The organism is Pseudomonas mercuritolerans (genome assembly GCF_025706525.1).
Taxonomy (GTDB): Bacteria; Pseudomonadota; Gammaproteobacteria; order Pseudomonadales; family Pseudomonadaceae; genus Aquipseudomonas; species Aquipseudomonas mercuritolerans.
In genome coordinates this window covers 66,634-86,263 of the sequence record NZ_JAMSHA010000007.1, presented here as the reverse complement: position 1 = coordinate 86,263, position 19,630 = coordinate 66,634, and the positions used below count along the sequence as shown (strand labels likewise).

Here is a 19,630-nt window from a genome sequence, read left to right as displayed (position 1 = left end):
GTCAGTCAGCATTTTCGTTAACTGACACTCCGCATTCGCGAGCAGGCTCGCTCCCACAGTTTGAGTCGGGGTAGTCAATTAGAACTGTGGCGGCTGTCCGGCCGCCATCGCTGGCAAGCCAGCTCCCACAGGGTTTGTGGGAGCTGACACAGTGCATTAAGCCAGCGGCGGTGTACGCGGTGGGATCTGGCGTTTGCTGCCGGTGGATTCGAAAGCGGCGGCGAAGCGCAGCAGGTTCGAGTCGTCGTAGGCGCGGCCGGCGAAGGTCAGGCCGACGGGCATGCCGATGTCGGCCATCACGCCCATGGGCACGGTGACGGTCGGTACGCCGAGGTGGCGGATCGCGAGGTTGCCGTTGGCCACCCAGACGCCGTTGCTCCAGGCGATGTCGGCCGAAGCAGGATTGACATCCGCATCCGCCGGGCCGACGTCAGCGACGGTCGGGAACAGCACGGCGTCGAGGCCGAGGCTGTCCATCCAGTCTTCGAGGTCAATGCGTCGGGTCTGCTCCAGACCGCGCAGGCCATCAGGCACGGTTGGGATTTCATTCCACGGCGTGATGCCGCGCTCGGCCATGCGCACGTACTCGTCCATGCCGGCGGCCAGATCACCTTCGCGGTTGGGCAGGGTGCCCGGGTCGTGCGGGAAGATCTTCGGCCCGTCGACATCGACCAGACGATTAAGCTTCGGGTCACCGTTGGCCTGCAGGAAGTCGTCGAACGCCCAGGCAGTCAGATCCCACAGTTCATGATGCAGAAACTCTTTCGACACCAGCCCACGGGTGAACACGGTTGGCGCGCCAGGGCGGTCGCCTTCGCAGTTGGAGACCAGCGGGAAATCGGTTTCGACGACTTCGGCGCCAGCGGCTTCGAGGGCCTGACGCGCTTGCTGCCACAGGTCGATTACCGAAGCGCGGGTGTTGATGCGCTGGCCGGTCGGGCCGCCGATGCCGGGGGCTTCGCTGGTGCCGGCGTCCGGGTCGGCATTGATATACATGCGCGGAATGGCGAAGCGTTTGCCCGCCAGCGCTTTGGCGTCGGCGGCCAGTTCGCTGTATGCAGCCGGGCGCACTTCGCTGACGCGCGGGATCGGCACCCACGGTTGCAAGCGCCAGAGGTCGCCACGGGTATCGGTATCTTCGGCGACGACCACGTCGAGCACTTCGAGCAGGTCGGCCATGGTCCGCGCGAACGGCACGACGACGTCCATGGTCGGGGTCAACGGCCAGTTGCCGCGCACGGAGATTACGCCGCGCGACGGGGTGTAGGCGCACAGGCCGTTGTTCGACGCGGGGCCACGACCGCTCGACCAGGTTTCCTCGGCCAGACCGAACGCAGCGAAACTCGCAGCGGTCGCGGTGCCGGCGCCGTTGGACGAGCCGGAGGCGAACGGTGCGGTGAGGTATGCGGCGTTGTACGGGCTTTCAGCGCGGCCATAAACGCCGCGTTGCATGCCGCCATTGGCCATCGGCGGCATGTTGGTCTTGCCCAGGCAAATCGCCCCGGCAGCGCGCAGGCGCTCGATGGTGAAGGCGTCGCGATGGGCGATCAGATCGGCGAACGCCGGACTGCCGGATGCGGCGGTCAGGCCCTTGACCAGATAACTGTCCTTGGCGGTGTATGGGATGCCATCGAGCGGGCCGAGGGTTTCACCTGTGGCGCGGCGGGCGTCGGAGGCGCGGGCTTCGTTCAGCGCTTCGGGGTTGCGCACGACGACGGCGTTGAGTGCCGTCGGGGTGTCGGCGCCGTCGTAGGCATCGATCCGTGCCAGATAGGCCTGCACCAGCTCCACGGCAGTGGTCTGGCCGGATTCGAGGGCGGCGCGCAGTTGGGCGATGGAGACTTCGGTGACTTCGATCATCGGGTCACCTGTTGAGCGTGGATGTTTGGGGCAGGGGTTTTCATAGCGGTTCTCGTGGCACGGCTTGAAGCGACAAGGTTCAGACTGGCGCCTATTTAACACCAAGCCGCGCTTCGAGTAATCGGCGGGGTGATGGCCCCGCCGATTTTTTCTTATCTACCGGATCATTCGTTGATGCGCGGATGCTGCTGAACCAGCACTTTGCGCTTGGCCTCCAGCTCGGCGATTTCGGCGTCGATGTCTTCGATCTTCTGCTCGATGTTGTCGTGGTGTTCTTGCAACAACTCCTTGGCCTCTTCGAGGTCGGAAGCCGCCGGGGCCGCGCCGCGCAAGGGCTTGTTGGCGGTTTCCTTCATGGTCACGCCAGTGACCAGACCGACCACGGCGATGACCATCAGGTAATACGCAGGCATGTACAGATCGTTGGTGCTTTCCACCAGCCAGGCCACGGCAGTCGGGGTCAGACCGGCGATCAGCACCGAGACGTTGAAGGCACTGGCCAGTGCGCTGTAGCGGATGTGCGTGGGGAACATCGCCGGCAGGGTCGAGGCCATCACGCCGATGAAGAAGTTGAGCAGCACCGCGAGGATCAGCAGGCCGGAGAAGATCAGGCCGATGCTGCCGCTGTTGATCAGCATGAACGCCGGAATGGCGAAGATGAACAGGCCAATGCTGCCGACGACGATGAAGGGCTTGCGGCCGATCTTGTCGCTGATGAAACCGATCAGCGGCTGTACAAAGAGCATGCCGACCATGATCGCGATGATGATCAGCACGCCGTGGTTTTCGCTGTAGTGCAGGTTGTGCGTCAGGTAGCTCGGCATGTAGGTGAGCAGCATGTAATAGGTGACGTTGGTCGCCGCCACTACGCCGATGCAGGTCATCAGGCTGCGCCAGTGTTTGGTCGCGACTTCCTTGAACGACACCTTCGGGCCACCGGCGAGACCTTCGCGATCGCCTTGTTCGAGTTTTTCCACGTGCTGCTGGAACGCCGGGGTTTCTTCGAGGGCGTGGCGCAGATACAGGCCGATCATGCCCAGCGGCAGGGCGAGGAAGAACGGAATCCGCCAGCCCCATTCTTCGAAGCGTTGTTCACCGAGAATGGTTGAAATCAGCACCACGACGCCGGCGCCGAATACGAAACCGGCGATCGAGCCGAAATCCAGCCAACTACCGAGGAAGCCGCGTTTGCGGTCCGGGGCATATTCAGCGACGAAGATCGAGGCACCGGTGTACTCGCCACCGACCGAGAAACCCTGAGCCATTTTCGCCAGCAACAGCAGGATCGGCGCCCAGATGCCGATCGAGGCATAGGACGGAATCAGGCCGATGGCAAAGGTGCTCAGGGACATGATGACGATGGTCGCGGCGAGGACTTTCTGTCGTCCGTATTTGTCGCCGAGCGCACCGAAGAACAAACCGCCAAGCGGACGGATGAGGAAGGGCACGGAGAAGGTCGCCAGCGCGGCGATCATTTGCACACCGGGATCGGCGCCGGGGAAGAAGACCTTGCCGAGCACATAGGCGACAAAGCCGTAGACGCCAAAGTCGAACCATTCCATGGCGTTGCCCAGTGCGGCGGCGGTGATCGCCTTGCGCATCTTGGCGTCGTCGACAATGGTGATGTCTTTCAAACCGATCGGTTTGACGGTGTTCTTGCGTGATTTCATTGCGCTGTTCCCGCTCGCTGATCCAGATTACCGCTGCGATGCCATCTCCATGATGGCGCCGGCTCTTCTGGCTCAGATACATGCGGACACGAAATAATTCACCGATGGGCTGGAATTAATTTCCTGCCCGCCGCAAATCCTCTGCATCCCGCTACGGCAGCGGCGAATCCAACTCTCCGACCTGACCCAAACCCCCTGTGGGAGCGAGCCTGCTCGCGAAGGCGGCGCTACATTCAACATCGCAGTCGCCTGACCCGGCGCTTTCGCGAGCAGGCTCGCTCCCACAGTGGTTTTGTGTTTTGCAGGGATTTTGCGCACGCCGCCAATCCTGTAGGAGTGAGCCTGCTCGCGATGACGGCAGCCCTTTCACCACAAGGCTTAAAGCGCAGCCTTCACCTGCAACCCCACCACCAGCGCATTGTCGATGTCCTGCCCGGAAAACGCCCCCGGTTCGATGATGTATTGCAGGTTCGGGCGCAGGGTCAGCCATGGGGTGGCCTGATAGCCATAGCCCAACTCAATCAACTGTTCGGCACTGTCGAGATTCGGAAACGCAGCACCATTGGCCAGCGCGGCATCCTGCTGCACATCGCGGCTGCGCGGGTTCGGCACGGCGCGGCCATAGCCCAGAGCGAGGGTGTCACGCGGACGGCCTTCGAATGGTTTGTACAAAACCACGCCGGTGCCGTACCACTTGCTGAACGGCGAGGCGGCTTCACTGGCCGCCGAATACTGACCGAATGCATGCAGGCTGCGGCCCTCGGCGGTCGGCGAACGCCAGACTGCCTGATCGATCAGCAAATAGTGCCCGCCACGCCCGGACACCTCGTCGTCGCTGCCAATGCGTTTGACGTCGGAGCTGTCGTAGTAATAGCCGAGCTTGTACTCACCCGGCAGCTCGCCGGCGTGCTTGTACACCAACTCGATCGGCACGACGGTGCCAGTGGTGTGCTTCGGCCCCAGATGCCAGGCGCGGCTGGAATTGCCGTTACTTTCTGGATCGACGTTGAACGCCGCCACACGCAGCTGCCAGGACGGCGACAGGTCGTATTTGACCCGCACGCCCAGACGCGCGTTGGGGTAGTTGGTCCAGCCGCTGCCGCCGGACATGTTCAGCGGGTGACCGCAGAAACCGGCGTTCATGAAGTTGCACAGAATGCCGCTGTCGAGGCCGCCGAGGTCGTTGCCCATGGCCATGTAGCCGAGCTTCACGTTCAGCGCCGGGGTGAACAGGCTGCGCTCATAACTCAGTTCAGTCAGGCGCGTGTACAAACCGCCGTAGTTTTCCTGAATCGGCAGGCGGTTGCCGACCAGATCTTCCGAAGCGCTGTTGCCGCGACGGTCATTGATGGTCAGTTGCACTTTGCCGGCGTTGTCGACGCCGTAGAGTTTGCTCAGATCAAACTGCACGCCGAGCTTGATGTTCTGCGAGTAGCGCGCCGAACGATGCAGGCCGCCGTCGGCGTTGTAAGCAGTTTCGCCGCTGTAATCGCCCGTGAACTTGACGCCATCTTCATCCAGTTGATGACGCAAGCCGCCCCAGTCACCGGTGAGGGTGCTGCGGGTCAGCAGATCGGAATCGCTGGCGGCCAGCGCGGGGAGGGCGGTGGTGCAGCTCAGGCCCAGCAACAGGCCAGTGGAAAGCTTGGTACGAGAAAAGCGAACAGCCGATGACATGTGAATCCTTCCTGCTGAAATCTTTAACGCAATAAAACAGCGACGCGGTGCTTTGGGGCACCGCGCGCTTGGAGGAGGTTGGTGGTGCGGCAGCGAGTTACGGCAGGGCGTAAGCCATCACGTAATCGCCACGATCGGTCGACTGGCGTGCGCCGCCAGCGGTGACGACGATGTACTGCTTGCCGGTCTTCGGCGAAACGTAGGTCATCGGGCCGCCCTGGCTGCCGACCGGCAGACGGGCTTTCCAGACTTCTTCGCCGTTGCCGCTGTTGAAGGCGCGCAGGTAGAAGTCCTGGGTGCCGGCAATGAAGATCAGGCCGCCCTGGGTCGACAGGGTGCCGCCGAGGGTTGGCAGACCGATCTTGATCGGCAGGTGCATGCGGATGCCCAGGGGACCGGTGTCTTCAACGGTGCCGACCGGAACCTGCCACGCGACTTTCTGGGTCTTCATGTCGATCGCGGTCAAGGTGCCGAACGGCGGCGCCTGGCACGGAATGCCGGCCACCGACAGGAAGCGGTTCTTGTTCACCGCGTACGGCGTGCCTTTGAGCGGCACAGCGCCCATGCCGGTGTTCAGCGCTTCGCCACCGCCAGCGGCCTGGCCTTTGTTCTGCGACGGGATCATCTGGATCCACAGACCCAGGCGCATGTCGTTGACGAAGATGAAACCGTGCACCGGGTCAGTGGAGATGCTGCCCCAGTTCATGCCGCCCAGCGAACCCGGGAAACTCAGCGATTTGTCAGTACCCGGAGCGGTGTACAGACCGTCGTAGCGCATGCTCTTGAAGTCGATGCGGCAGAGCAGCTGGTCGTACGGCGTGGCGCCCCACATGTCCGATTCCGTCAGGTGCTGCGCGCCGATCTGCGGCATGCCCACGGATTTCGGCTGAGTTGGCGAGTACGGCTCGTTAGGGATGTTCGCGGCTTTCACCGGTACTTCCTTGACTTCGGTCAGCGGCTTGCCAGTGGCGCGGTCGAGCACATAGATCTGCCCGGCCTTGGTACCGATGACCAGCGCCGGAACGCTTTGACCGTCCTTGTCGAAGTCGATCAGGCTCGGCTGCATCGGCAGGTCGAAGTCCCACAGATCGTTGTGCACGGTCTGGAACACCCAGCGTTCTTCACCGGTGCTGGCGTCCAGCGCGAGGATCGAAGCGCCGTACTTGTGGTCCAGTTCGCTACGCTCGACACCATAGATGTCGGTGGACGAGCTGCCCATCGGCAGGAACACCGTGTTGGTCGCCGCGTCGTAGGACATCGGCGCCCAGCTGTTCGGCGTGCTGCGCACGTAGGTTTTGCCGTCGGCCGGCGCGTTGCGATCCTGCGGGTTGCCCGGGTCGAACGCCCAGCGCATGGCGCCGGTGATCACGTCAAAACCGCGAATCACACCGCCCGGCATGTCGCTTTGCACGTTGTCGGCAACACGACCGCCAACCACCACGGTGGTGCCGGCCATCAATGGCGCGGACGACAACTGATAGTAGCTGTCCGGAACATCACCCAGACCGGCCTTCAGATCGACCTGGCCGTTGTTGCCGAAACCCTGGCAGAACTCGCCGGTGTCGGCATCGACCGCGATCAGGCGGGCATCGATGGTGTTGGTCAGCAGACGACGCTGGCAGTTGGCAGCCGGCTCGGGTTTGGCTTCGATGATCGAAGAGTTGCTCGGCTGAGCGATGGTGACGGTGGCATCGAAATAGGCCATGCCACGGCAGCGCTGCCAGACTTTCGACTGGGCGTTGATCTGGTTTTTCCAGATTTCCTTGCCGGTGTCGGCATCCAGCGCGATCAGGTTGTTGTGCGGGGTGCAGATGAACACCTTGTTGCCGACCTGCAGCGGGGTGAGCTGGTCTTCGGCGCCGTTGCCATCGCTCTCGGCGACGTCCCCGGTGTGGTAGGTCCACGCGACTTTCAATTTGTCGACGTTGTTGCGGTTGATCTGATCGAGCGCGGCGAAGCGGCTGCCACCTTCGGTGTTGCCGTAGTGCGCCCAGTCTTTCTGCGCCTTGGCCGGCTCGACCGGAGTCAGGCCCGGGCCAGTGCCAGTCGCGGCAACGGTTGGGTGGGCGACGAACATGTTGCCCGCCGCAACGGCCACACCGACCGCGAGCACAGCGGCCACGGCATACGCGCCACGACCGGCCACGCGGCCATTGGCTCGCGCCAGCAGCGGGTAGACCAGAGCGACGACCATACCGATGGCGCTGAACATGAACAGCCGCGAGAACACCGGCCAGAACACCAGCCCCGCGTCAGCCACGGCCCAGATCGCGGTGGCCACGAGAAATGCGGCGAACAGCCAGGCGCCTGCAGTTTTCTTCAGTGCGATCAGCACCCCGGAAACGGTCATCGCCAGACCGCCGACCAGGAAGTACCAGGAACCGCCCAGGCTGACCAGCTTCACACCGCCGACCGCGAGCGCCAGACCGAGCAGGGCGATGATCACGCCAAGGCCGACCAGAATGAACGTTGAAACGCCTGAGACGCGTTGACTGTGGTTCACATTGAAAGTCCCGTTTGAATGAAGCGCGGGATTATAGCGGTAACTAACCATTCAGTTAACCGCAGTTTTGCCATGAAAACGTGCACTTCTGTGAATCAAGCGTGGGGCAGGTTGAGGAAAACGCAAGTCGAGAGGGGTTTCTCGAAGTTTCAGCAGGAGGGGCGGATTGAGCTTGGTAAGCAATGCACATGCTTGGACACCGCGCTGAATTCACCCCTCATCGGAACGCCGCCCGCCCAGCCCTCTCCCCGAGGAGAGGGAGCCGATTGGTGGCTTTTCAGAACTTGTGTTCACCTCGGTATTGCAGGTTGGAATCACTCGAGCAAACAACTCGGTCAGTTCCCTCTCCCTCCGGGAGAGGGCTAGGGTGAGGGGCTTTTGAGGTTGGCCGCGATGGCAACCTTGCCCTTGGCCCGACCTTGTTCAACGTAGTGCAAGGCATCGCGTATCTGATCGAACGGAAAAGTACGATCAACCACCGGTTTGATCACTCCTGCCTCAATCAACGCAGTGATTTTTTGCAACTGAACGCCATCGGCGCGCATGAACAGAAACGAATAACCCACCCCACGCTTGCGCGCCTTGCGCCGAATGCCACTGCTGAGCAGACGCATGACCAGCCCCAGCAGCCAGGACAAACACTGTTCCTGAGCGAACTGCGCAGTAGGCGGCCCTGACAGGGAAATCAGTTTCCCGCCCGGTTTCAACACCTTCAACGATTTCTCCAGCACATCGCCGCCGAGGCTGTTGAGCACCACGTCGTAGTCGCGCAGCTCAATGGCGAAATCCTGCTGCTTGTAATCGATCACCACATCAGCGCCCAGCGCCTTGACCCACGCGACATTCGCCGTGCTGGTAGTGGTCGCAACAAAAGCGCCGAGGTGTTTGGCCAGTTGAATGGCGACCGTGCCAACGCCACCGGAGCCGGCGTGAATCAGCACTTTCTGGCCTTTTTGCACGTTGGCGACGTCGACCAGGGCCTGCCACGCCGTCAACGCCACCAGCGGCATGCAAGCCGCCTCGGTCATGGCGAGATTGGCGGGTTTTAACGCGATCGCTGTTTCATCGACAGCGATGCGTTCGGCAAACGTGCCAATCCTGTTATCAGGCGCACGCGCATAAACCTCATCGCCCGGCTTGAAACGCTTGACCGCCGCACCGGTGCTGAGCACCACGCCGGCGACATCGTTGCCCAATATCAAAGGCATTTGATAGGGCAGGATCATCTTGAATTCGCCGCTGCGAATCTTCAGGTCCAGCGGATTGACGCTGCTGGCGCGCACTTCGATCAGCACGTCGTGGGCGCCAACCAGCGGTTCGGGCAGGTCGCCAACCCGGCCGTTCTGCTTGCCGTAGCGCTCGATGAAAAATGCCTTCATTGCGGATGCTCTTGTCGGTTGGAACCCGACGCATTTGCGCCGGGTTTGGATGGGTCAGGCCTGAGCCAGATAACGTTGCGCAACAGCCGACTGGCGGATCTGCCCCAACAGCCCCTGACGCGCCGCTTGCAAGGCATCCCAGCGCTCGCCTTCGTGCAGCGGCGGGATGGTCACGACTTCGCGACGGTCGAAACCGACCAGCGCGGCGTCGACCATATCGCCGACTTCCATGATGTCGGTGAGGGTGTTGATGTCGATACCGGCGCGGTCCCAGATTTCCGTGCGGGTGGCGGCAGGCAGCACGGCTTGCACGTACACGCCTTGTGGCGACAGTTCCAGGCTCAGACCCTGGGAGAGGAACAGTACGAACGCCTTGGTCGCGCCATACACCGACATGCCGAACTCCGGCGCCAGGCCCACCACCGAGCCGATGTTGATGATCGCGCCGTCGCCGGCCTTGGCCAGACGCGGGGCGATGGCACTGGCCAAACGCACCAGCGCCGTGGTGTTGAGCGCGACCAGTTGCGCCACGCTGTCGGTGCTCTGCTCGATGAAGGTGCCGGACTGCGCCGCGCCGGCATTGTTGACGAGGATACCGATGCGCGCGTCGTCACGCAGACGCGCCTCGACGGTTTGCAGGTCGCTCAGTTGCGTCAGATCGGCTTGCAGCACTTCGACATTGACGTTGTGTTCAGCGCGCAAACCGGCAGCAAGGGTGTCAAGGCGCGCCTGGTCACGGGCGACCAGCACCAGATCGTGCCCGCGTTGGGCGAAACGTGCGGCGTAGACCGCGCCGATGCCGGTGGAGGCGCCAGTGATCAGAACAGTAGGGCGAGTAGTCATGGTGTTGGCTCTTTTTCAGGAAAAGTTTGTTTGCGGGTCTTTAAGATGATGATCAAACTCTAAACTGTCAATGGTTTTGATTATGGCCAACATCTATGTATCATCGGCCGATGAATTTTCAGCGCTGGAGGTATTCAACATGCGCGTATCCAAAGCTCAGGCTCAGGCCAATCGCGAACACATTGTCGAGACGGCTTCAGTGATGTTCCGCGAACGCGGTTATGACGGGGTCGGCGTGGCTGACCTGATGGCGGCCGCCGGTTTTACTCACGGCGGTTTCTACAAACACTTCGGCTCCAAGGCCGACCTGATGGCCGAAGCCTCGGCCAACAGCCTGGCGCATTCCGCGGCCGCCGCCGAAAGCATGAGCGTGCAGGATTTCATCGATGTGTACGTTTCCCGCGACCACCGCGACGGCCGCTCCACCGGTTGCACCATGGCAGCGCTGTGCGGCGATGCAGCGCGGCAGTCGGGGGATGTCAAAGCGGCGTTCGCTGAAGGCATCGAGCGCACGTTGCAGACGCTCGGCGAGAAATACCCGACGGCAGCGGATGCACCGCAAGGTGAGGGCCGAACCCGGATGATCGACCTGCTGGCCCGCGCCGTCGGGGCGATCATGCTGTCGCGGGCCTGCCCGGATGATTCGGCGCTGGCCGATGAGATTCTGGCGGTGTGTCACGCTTCGATGACTGCGTCGCTGCCCGTGATCGAAACTGCGGAAGAACCCACGCAGGACAGCTGAAGCGATCAGTGCTGGCGGTGCAGGGCCTTGTCGAGTGCCGCCAGCAAAACCTCTTCTTCGAAGGGTTTGCACAGGCATTCAAACGCCTGGTAATGCCCGGACTCAGCCAGCGCCGCCTCGTCCCAATGGGCGGACATGCAGATCACCGGAAACTGTCGCGGCAGTTGGCGCATCACGTCGATGCCGGACAGGCCGGGCATGCGCAGATCCAGCAGCAGGCAGGCGATTTCGGCGAAGTCGGCTTCGGCGAGAAACGCTTCGCCACTGGCATAAACCTGCGCGCGATAACCGACCGAACGCAGCAGATTCGACAGGCTTTTGCGCACCGACGCGTCGTCATCGACGATGCAGACAATCGTCGGTGGGGTGTTCTCGATCGCCGTCGGGCGACCCGCCGGGGCGCTCACGACAGGCTCGATGGGCCAGGCGAAGGCGCAGCGCTGATCAGTCCGTAGAGTTCGACGAGGTTGACCAGCGAGCGGGTCTGCATCTTCGCCATGATGTGTTTGCGATGAACCTTGGCGGTCACTTCACTGGTGCCCAACTGGTTGGCGATCTGTTTGTTCGACAGACCGCCGACGATCAGCGGCAGCACCTCGCGCTCACGCGGTGTCAGCTGCGCCGCCAATTGCCGCACGTGCTGAACCCGTTGCCATTGATTGAACGCCGTCGCGGCGTGTTGACGGGTGCTGCGCAGAATGCCGAGCAGTTCATCGTCATTGAATGGTTTGGTCAGGAACTCCACCGCGCCGGCCTTCATCGCCTGCACCGACATCGGAATCGTGCCGTGGCCGGTCATGAAGATCACCGGCCACGGCAAGCCGCGCTCGTTCAGCGCTGCCTGCAATTGCAGGCCTGTGGTTTCGGGCAGGCTGACGTCGAGCAACAGGCACGCCGGGCCACTGGCGATGTCGGCCTCGAGCAGTTCTTTGGCGGACTGGAAAATCCGGTGCTCGATGCCTTCGGCGCGCAACAAACGGCTCAGCGCGGTACGCACGCAGGCCTCATCGTCAACGATGAACACCGGCACCGATTGCGTATCGACCGACGGCGGCTGCGCCACCATCGGCGCCGAGGCCAGGGCGTTGAACATGGGCAGTTTGGGTTCGCGGTCTTTCAATAATCGGTAACCTCGACGGGCAACCGTCTGGATGATTTCTTTTTCCCCGAGCAGTTTGCGCAGCGAGGAAATCTGCACTTGCAGATTGTTCTCTTCGACGACGATGTCCGGCCACACCTGATTGATCAGCTCGTCCTTGCTGACGATGCGCCCATCGGCCTGCATCAGTACCGAAAGTATTTCGAACGCCCGCCCGCCCATGCGCAAGGGCCGGCCATCGAGAAAGGCTTCGCGCCGTTCCAAAGAAATCGTGGCTTGGCCGAGTCGGATCATGCGGGCCTCTGCGTTGCGGTGAGAAGGACAGGGCGCGGGCGCCGGGTTATCAGGTTCGTACGCTAGGGGACGGCCTGGCATAAAGCAATTATCCCGAGGGATAAGACGTGCGCTCCTATAGCGCAAGAAACAGCAGCGCAAGGCTCTGGACGGCCATCTTGAGGCTGCGGACGGACATCAGCGCAGCGGCTGGCCCTCTGGCAAAAAAACGCTGGGTATACTTCGCCACCAGCCCGAATCCCATTTCCAGCGGTGAATGCGTATGCCCGGCCAGCCATCTTCATCTGCAATTTCCCGTGCGGCCGATGCGCCGATGCTCGATGAAGCATGGCTGGAGAACTGTCGGTTCAGTCTGCTGCGCCGTGACCATGAACTGACCTGGTTCAGCCTCGAAGACAGCCACTCGGGCCAGAGCTGGTTCGCTGTGCGTGCGCCGATCCAGCGCCCGGCGCTGTGCCAGCGGCTGGAGCGCGATTTCCATTTGCAGTTGCCTTCGCAGTGGGCGCTCAACCCGCTCGCGCTGATACGTTCGGCGGACGGGCCGGTGTTGGTCTACCCGCAATGGGGCGCGCCACTGGCTGGACTGATCGACGCCGCCGGCTTACCACTCGGACGGGTGCTGAATATCGCCGTCGCCGCTGCCAATGCGCTGGTCCACTCTCGCCATCCGGAAACACCGCAAAACCCTGTGAGAGCGAGCCTGCTCGCGAAAGCGTCAGTCCAGCCGACATCACCCTTGACTGACCCACCGCTTTCGCGAGCAGGCTCGCTCCCACAGTGTTCTTTATTGCCTTGGCATCTGCTGGTCGATGCTGACGACAGCGTCAGGCTGATGGGCTTTCACACCCACGCGCAGGAAACGCCGGCGACTGAACTGCCGAGCCTGGAACACTGGCCTTATCTGGCGCCGGAACAGCTGCAGGGCGACGGCGTCGATTCCGATGAGCGCAGCGACGTCTATGCGCTGTCGGCAATCATCTACGAGGCGCTGACCGGGCGCCCGCCGCTGATCGCTCGCGACGCCTCGCAATGGTTGCATGTGCACGCCGCCGTCCAGCCTTTGTCGCCAGCGCAATACCAACCCGACCTGCCGCAAGGCATTTGTCATGTGCTGCTCAAGGGCCTGACCAAGGAGCCGGACGCGCGCTATCAAAGCATCGAATCGCTGGCCGCCGATCTGACCTGGTGCCTGCGTCAATGGCAGAAAAAAGGCCAGATCGAAGCGTTCCGCCTCGGTGCTTTCGATGCTCGCGCAACGGCCACGCGCGGCGATGTGCTGTTTGGTCGTGATGACGAACGTCAGCAGCTGCTTGAACAGATCCGGCGCGTGCGCAGCGACGGCATCGCTCGCGTGCTGCTGGTTGCCGGCGCACCGGGAGCGGGGAAGTCGACGCTGATCCAGCAAGTCCTGCGTAGCCAGGCACCCGGTTATTGGGCCAGCGGCAAGATCGAACTGCTGAACAATGACCGGCCTTTCGCGCCGCTGGCGCAGATTTTTCAGTCTCTGATCAGCCAAGTGTTGACCAAGCCCACGCTGGCCTTGCAGGCCTTGGCCGAGCAACTGCGCGAAACCCTCAAGGGCCGTGGCCGTTTGCTGCTGGACCTGGCGCCGGAAGCCGAACTGCTGATCGGCGCCACCGCCGAACTGCCGAACATGCCGGCGCGCCACGCCCTGGATCGGGTCAATCGGGCGCTGCTCGATGTGCTCGAAGTCTTTGCGCAACCGGGGCATCCGCTGCTGCTGTTTATCGACGACTTGCAGTGGGCTGACGACTCGACGCAGGCGTTTCTCAAAGCCTTTATCGCCCGACCGACGCGGCATCTGCTGCTGGTTCTGGCGTATCGCGAGGGCGAGTTGACGGAGCATCCGGGCGGCTGGCTCGATGAGATGCGCAGAGCACCCGCGCTGCCAGTCAGTGGCCTTCGACTAGGGCCGCTGTCGTTGCAGGCCGTTGCGCAACTGATGGCGGTCGAACTCGATGCTGACGTCGACAACCTCGAGGCGCTGGCCCGCGTCGTGCATTTCAAAACCGCCGGCAATCCGTTGTTCGTCAGCCAGGTGGCGCGCGCGCTGGTGGACGAGCGTCTGCTGCGTTTCGACGCGACGACGCGGCGCTGGGTGTGGAATCAGGCCGAAGTGAACGGCTATCGCTACGCCGACAACGTGGCCGAATTGATGGTGCAACGCTTGCAGCGTCTGCCGGTCAGTGCCCGTGAAGTGTTGCGCACCGCGGGTTACGTTGGTGGCCGCTGTGACGAAACGCTGTTGGGCGATTTGCTGGGGGACGATCCGGCGCAATTGCTGCGTGACGTGGATTATCTGGTCAGCGCCGGATTTCTCCTGCGCGAGCCTGGCCAACTGGTGTTTCCCCACGATCGGGTGTTGGAAGCCGCTGCTGCGCTGACCGCACCGGCCGGGCGTTCGGCTGAGCATGCGCGCATCGCTGCCGCCATGCTCGATCAATGCGGCGAGCAGCGGCAGGCGCGGGTCTTCGACATCGCCAGTCAGATTCAGCGCAGCGCCGGCAATGCGCTGCAAGCGCCTCGACGCGCTGAATTCATCCAGTTATTGCTCGAAGCTGCCGAGCGCGCCCGCGATAGCGCCGCTGTCGAGCAGGCCGTGGATTATCTGCGCAGCGCCGAGGTGTTACTCGGCGACAACGGCTGGACGCAGCTCTACCCGCAAGCCTTCGCGGCGCGCTGGCTGGCAGCCGACTGCGCGATGTTGCTGGCGGATCTGCCCGGCGCGCAACAGCGTCTCGACGATTGCCTGGAACACGCTGCCACCGTGCTGGACCGCGCGAAAACCTACCGCCTGCGCGCCAGCCTGCGCACCTTGCATTCCGATTACCACGGCGCGATCGGCGAAGCGCTGGCCGGTCTTGCCTTGCTCGATATCGACCTGCAGCGACACCCATCGAAGGCGCAACTGGGCGAAGCGTTCGAACGGGTTCGGCAATTGGTCGGTGCGCGACGGATCGCTGAGTTGACGGCGTTGCCCAAAGCCAACGAGCCGCGAATCGAAGTGGCCATGGAGCTGCTGAGCACGCTGATCGCCTCGTTCTTCGTGCAGGACGACATTGCTTTTCTGCACCTGGCGAAGATGGTCGAACTGACTTTGCTCCATGGCACCACGCCCAGCAGCGGCTACGGTTTTGCCTGGTACGGCGTGATGATCGCCGACCGTTATGGCGAATATCTGGACGGTGTTGCTTTCGCCGAACTGGCGCTGGAACTGACTGATCTGCACGGCTATGAGGCAGGGCGCACCGGCACGCTGGTGGCGCTGGATCAGGTCAGCGCGTGGACCCGGCCGATGGCCTACGCGCGGCAGAAGGCTTTCGCCGCGTTTGAGTGCGGTCAGGCCGGCGGCGATCTGGGCATGTCGTGTTACGCCTGCAACCACATCGGCTCCGATCTGCTGTTCATGGGCGAGGCGCTGCCAAACGTGTTGAACGAGCTGGACGTCGGCCTGAGTTGGGTGCGGCAGTTTCACTACATCGACATCGAGCGCATTCTGCTGGCGCAACAGGCGTTTGCCAGCGATTTGCGCAATGGGCCTGAGCCTCGTTCGATCGCAATGCTGGATGCTTTGGAACATGACCGCTTCGGCCCGCTGCATCGCGACCGCGTTTCACAGCCGACGCTGTTGTGGATGTGGTTGTACTCGGGCATGTCGGCGTTCTATTTCGGTGAAGTGCGTTACGCGTTGCGCCGTTTCGAAGACGCCGAGGCGTTGACCTGGTCGCTGCCGGCGCACATTGATCTGGCGCATTACTACCTGTTCTACGGCTTGGCACTGGCCAGTCCCGAGGCGCCGGGCTCTGTTGCCGAAAAACTGCAGAAGCTGGAGCAGCAACGGCAGCGTTTTCTGCCATGGGTCGAGCTCAATCCTTCGACCTTCAGCAACAAACTGCTGCTGATCGAAGGCGCGATGGCCCGCGTGCGCGGCGAAGGGCTGGCCGCCATTCGCTGCTTCGACCAAGCGCAAATCGCGGCGGCCGCTGCCGGGTTTATCCATGAGCAAGCACTGGCCCATGAACAACTGGCCGAGGTCTGCCTGACCAACGGCCTGGTCTCCGGCACGCATCATCACCTGCGTGTGGCGCGCGACTGCTATGTGCTGTGGGGCGCTGAAGCCAAGGCGCGCCAGCTCGAAGCGCAGCATCCGTTTCTCGCCCACGAGCATTCCCTGGAAGCGGGAACGCCGGTGACGCGGGTGCGCCTTGACCTGGAAGTCGGCATTGAAGCGGCACGCGCGGTCTCGCAAGAGGTGTTGCTCGATCGGCTGGTGGAGACCTTGATGAATCACTTGATGATTCAGGCCGGTGCCGATCGCGGCGCGCTGCTGTTGGTCGCCGAGGGTGAGTTGCACTTGGCCGCTGCCGCGCATGTCGAGGCGGGCAACGTGCGGGTCAGTCAGGACAACGATCGCTCGCTGGAGCAGATCGCGCCGGTTTCAGTACTCAATTCGACCATGCGCACGCGCACGCCGCTGGTGCTTGACGATGCCCGCGCCGACTGCCCGCAAGCCTACAGTGCTGATCTGCAGCAACGGCAGACGCGCTCGCTGATGTGCCTGCCGTTGCTCAAGCAGGGCGCGCTGATCGGTCTGGTGTATCTGGAAAACAGCCTGGTACCGAAGCTGTTCAGCGCCGAACGCCTGACCATGCTGGAAATCCTCGCCTCGCAGGCAGCAGTGTCGCTGCAGACCGCGCGGCTCTACGCTCAACTGGTCGAAGACAACCGCTTGCGCGCGCAGATGGAAGCCGACTTGCGCAGCTCGCGGGCGGAACTGGCGCGCAACTCGCACCTGAAAATGATGGGCGAACTGTCGGCCTCGATCGCCCATGAAATCAGCCAGCCGCTGCTGGGGATTTCATCGAACGCCTCGGCCAGTCTGCGCTGGCTCAAGCGCGACACGCCTGATCTCGACGAGGCTATTCAGGGACTGGAAGACATCCGCTCCGACAGCGCCCGTGCCACCGAGATCGTCCAGGCCTTGCGCGCATTGGCCAGGCAGGCGCCGTTGCAACGATTGCCGGTGTCGATTGACGCGTTGATCGGTGAGGTCGTGCAACTGACGGCGAGCGATGTGCACAATCGCGGGGTGAGCTTGCGCACGCAACTCAACGCTGCTGACCCGGTGCTGGGGGATCGGGTGCAGATCCAGCAGGTGATCTACAACCTGATCGTCAACGCGCTGGAAGCGATGGCTGGGCAGGGCGTGACTGACGGGCGCCTGGTGATTGAGTCGACGCTGTCCGATGGGCAGGTCTGCGTGGCTTTTCAAGACAACGGGCCGGGGATCGCCGAGCATCAGCGTGAAGAAATTTTCGATGCGTTCTTCACCACCAAGGGCAGCGGCATGGGCATGGGCCTGGCGATTTGCCGAACGGTGATAGGCGCCCATGGCGGGACGTTGCGCGTGGAAGACAGCGAAGAGGGCGCGCGGATCTGCTTCAGGCTGCCGCTTGCGCCGGACGCCAGGATCAAAAGCCCCTCACCCTAACCCTCTCCCGGAGGGAGAGGGGACTGACCGAGGTGTTTGGAGAGATACGCCGACGTGAAAGTCCGAGTTGAACTCAGGACTGGAAAAACACCAAATCAGCTCCCTCTCCTCGGGAGAGGGCTGGGGTGAGGGGGGCGTTCACCGCCGTACCAACGCCGACCACCAGCGCTCTACCGCAAAAAAAAGCCGCGAAAAATCGCGGCCAAAAGGGAGGAGTGAACAAAACCCTTTGAAGTCCCACTCAGGGCCGCAGTTCCGTCAAGCGCTGGCCCATCGTCGAATTCAGCAACCCATCGCTGAGCCGCCAGACATCCGCATCCACCAGCGCCACCCGCGCTCCGCACATCAGTTGGCGCCAGACCTTCGGTGGCATCCCCACCATGCGCCCGAAAGTGCGGGTGAAGTGCGAGTGATCGGAAAATCCGCATTCATACACAATCTCGGTAATCGCCATCGAGGTCAGCAACAGCCCTTTGGCCTTGTCGATCTTCATCTTCAGCATCCATTCCTGCGGCGAGCAGCCGGTGACGATCTTGAACGCCCGAGAAAAGTGGCTGCGTGAAAGATTGCAGTGTTCGGCAATCTCGCTGACGCGCAGGCTGCGGCTCAGATCGTGCAGCATGTAGGCCTTGGCGCGGCGTTCCTGCCAGCCGGACAGTGCGCCCAGTGGGCGAGCCAGGTGGCAGGAAGGGTCTGACTTCACCGATTGCGGGTTCATGGCGGCTCTCCTGATCGATGGGCAAAGTCTGGCCGCAGGCTTTATTTAAAGTCCTTAAACAAACCTTAAAAGTTATGAAGCCCAAGCCTCAGGCGTGAAACGGATAATCGACGTAACCACGCTGATCGCCGCCGAAGAAACTGCTCGGATCTGGCGTGTTCAGCTCAAGGCCATCGTGCAGCCGACGCGGCAGGTCCGGGTTGGCCAAAAAAGGCCGGCCAAAGGCAATGATGTCGGCGCGATCGGCGTTCAGCGCCTGTTCGGCGGACTCGGCGTCGTAACCGCCGGCGAGGATCAGCACGCCGTTCCAGGTCTGGCGCAACTGGGCGATGATCGCGTCCCAGCGCGGGTCGAAGTTTTCGTCCTTGACCGTGCCGACCATGGCCGGCTCGACCAGGTGCAGGTAGGCCAGATTCCACTGGTTGAGCGCCTCGACCAGATAACCGAAGGTCGCTTCAGGCGTGTCATCGCCCATGCCCATGAAGCGGCCCATTGGCGTCAGACGCACGCCGACGCGCTCGGCGCCGACTTCATCAGCGACGGCGGCGACCACTTCGAGCAAAAACCGCGCACGATTCTCGACGCTGCCACCATAAGCATCGTCGCGCTGGTTGCTGTTGCTGTTGAGGAACTGGTCGAGCAGATAACCGTTGCCGGCATGGATCTCCACGCCGTCCATGCCAGCGTTCAACGCGTTGCGCGCGGCGCGGCGATAGTCTTCGACGATGTCGGCGATCTCCGCCGTTTCGAGGGCGCGCGGCACTGGCACATCACCCCACACGCCATTGCCTTGTTCATCGACGATAAAGGTCTTGCCCGGCACAGCCAGGGCGCTCGGCGCCACCGGCAAACCGGCGTCCGGCTGAAAGCTTGGGTGCGAGACCCGGCCGACGTGCCACAGCTGCATGAAGATCAGACCGTCGGCCTCGTGCACCGCCGTGCTGACTTCGCGCCAAGCGTGGACTTGCGCATCGCTGTAGATCCCCGGCGTCCACGCATAGCCCTGGCCTTGCTGAGAAATCTGCGTGGCCTCGGTGATGATCAGCGCGGCACTGGCGCGTTGGCGGTAGTACTCGGCGTTCATTGCGGTCGGCACGTCGCCCGGCTGGCCAGCGCGCGAGCGGGTCAGGGGCGCCATCGCCACGCGGTGGGCAAGGGTATAAGGGCCAAGGGCAATGGGTTGAAACAGGCGGCGGGTCATGGGTAGCTCCGGATTTTGATGAGTAGGGTTCAAGTGCGGCAGCCAGGTGCCGCGCGCTGTGCAGGTAACTTAACCGGGGGTGGCGGGGCTGATAATCCGTGGCCGGCGCTACGCAGTTTTGCGCGCAACGCA

12 protein-coding genes are annotated in these 19,630 nt (G+C 62.6%); 2 read left to right on the top strand and 10 right to left on the bottom strand.

Annotated features, from left to right (window positions below; translation table 11 throughout):
• Window positions 1-156: 156 nt before the first annotated feature.
• The 6 genes from ND528_RS20100 to ND528_RS20075 form a co-directional block, all read right to left on the bottom strand.
• The gene (locus tag ND528_RS20100) at window positions 157-1,860 is read right to left on the bottom strand and encodes an amidase (RefSeq protein ID WP_263471028.1); all 1,704 of its coding nucleotides are present in this window, start codon (window positions 1,858-1,860) and stop codon (window positions 157-159) included.
• A gap of 164 nt (window positions 1,861-2,024) precedes the next feature.
• Window positions 2,025-3,530, bottom strand: a complete 1,506-nt coding sequence (gene proP / locus ND528_RS20095) for a glycine betaine/L-proline transporter ProP (RefSeq protein WP_263471027.1) — start codon at window positions 3,528-3,530, stop codon at window positions 2,025-2,027.
• A 378-nt stretch (window positions 3,531-3,908) separates the two neighbouring features.
• Complete coding sequence (locus tag ND528_RS20090; protein WP_263471026.1) at window positions 3,909-5,207, bottom strand: carbohydrate porin; 1,299 nt, start codon at window positions 5,205-5,207, stop codon at window positions 3,909-3,911.
• Between the two features lie 97 nt (window positions 5,208-5,304).
• Window positions 5,305-7,710 (bottom strand): glucose/quinate/shikimate family membrane-bound PQQ-dependent dehydrogenase, encoded by a 2,406-nt coding sequence (locus ND528_RS20085; RefSeq protein WP_122880578.1) that lies wholly within the window; start codon window positions 7,708-7,710, stop codon window positions 5,305-5,307.
• 362 nt (window positions 7,711-8,072) lie between these two features.
• Window positions 8,073-9,089, bottom strand: a complete 1,017-nt coding sequence (locus ND528_RS20080) for an NADP-dependent oxidoreductase (RefSeq protein ID WP_263471025.1) — start codon at window positions 9,087-9,089, stop codon at window positions 8,073-8,075.
• A gap of 54 nt (window positions 9,090-9,143) precedes the next feature.
• Window positions 9,144-9,932, bottom strand: coding sequence for an SDR family NAD(P)-dependent oxidoreductase (locus ND528_RS20075; protein WP_263471024.1), 789 nt, complete (start codon window positions 9,930-9,932; stop codon window positions 9,144-9,146).
• Window positions 9,933-10,071: 139 nt separating this feature from the next.
• Between ND528_RS20075 and ND528_RS20070 the strand changes: the two genes are divergently transcribed.
• Entirely contained in the window at window positions 10,072-10,674 is a 603-nt protein-coding gene (locus ND528_RS20070; protein ID WP_263471023.1) for a TetR/AcrR family transcriptional regulator, read from the top strand.
• A 5-nt stretch (window positions 10,675-10,679) separates the two neighbouring features.
• Here the strand turns inward: ND528_RS20070 and ND528_RS20065 are convergent, their stop codons facing one another.
• Both ND528_RS20065 and ND528_RS20060 read right to left on the bottom strand, forming a co-directional pair.
• Window positions 10,680-11,081, bottom strand: coding sequence for a response regulator transcription factor (locus ND528_RS20065; RefSeq protein ID WP_225927621.1), 402 nt, complete (start codon window positions 11,079-11,081; stop codon window positions 10,680-10,682).
• Window positions 11,078-12,067, bottom strand: a complete 990-nt coding sequence (locus ND528_RS20060; RefSeq protein WP_263471022.1) for a response regulator — start codon at window positions 12,065-12,067, stop codon at window positions 11,078-11,080. Before ND528_RS20060 ends, ND528_RS20065 begins: the two co-directional genes overlap by 4 nt.
• Before the next feature lie 313 nt (window positions 12,068-12,380).
• Here ND528_RS20060 and ND528_RS20055 point away from each other — a divergent pair, with 313 nt between their 5' ends.
• Window positions 12,381-17,579 (top strand): trifunctional serine/threonine-protein kinase/ATP-binding protein/sensor histidine kinase, encoded by a 5,199-nt coding sequence (locus ND528_RS20055; RefSeq protein WP_456239201.1) that lies wholly within the window; start codon window positions 12,381-12,383, stop codon window positions 17,577-17,579.
• Window positions 17,580-17,820: 241 nt separating this feature from the next.
• Here the strand turns inward: ND528_RS20055 and ND528_RS20050 are convergent, their stop codons facing one another.
• Together ND528_RS20050 and ND528_RS20045 are read right to left on the bottom strand one after the other, a co-directional pair.
• Entirely contained in the window at window positions 17,821-18,297 is a 477-nt protein-coding gene (locus tag ND528_RS20050) for a helix-turn-helix domain-containing protein (protein ID WP_016774798.1), read from the bottom strand.
• Window positions 18,298-18,385: 88 nt separating this feature from the next.
• Entirely contained in the window at window positions 18,386-19,498 is a 1,113-nt protein-coding gene (locus ND528_RS20045; protein WP_263471020.1) for an alkene reductase, read from the bottom strand.
• Between the last annotated feature and the right edge of the window lie 132 nt (window positions 19,499-19,630).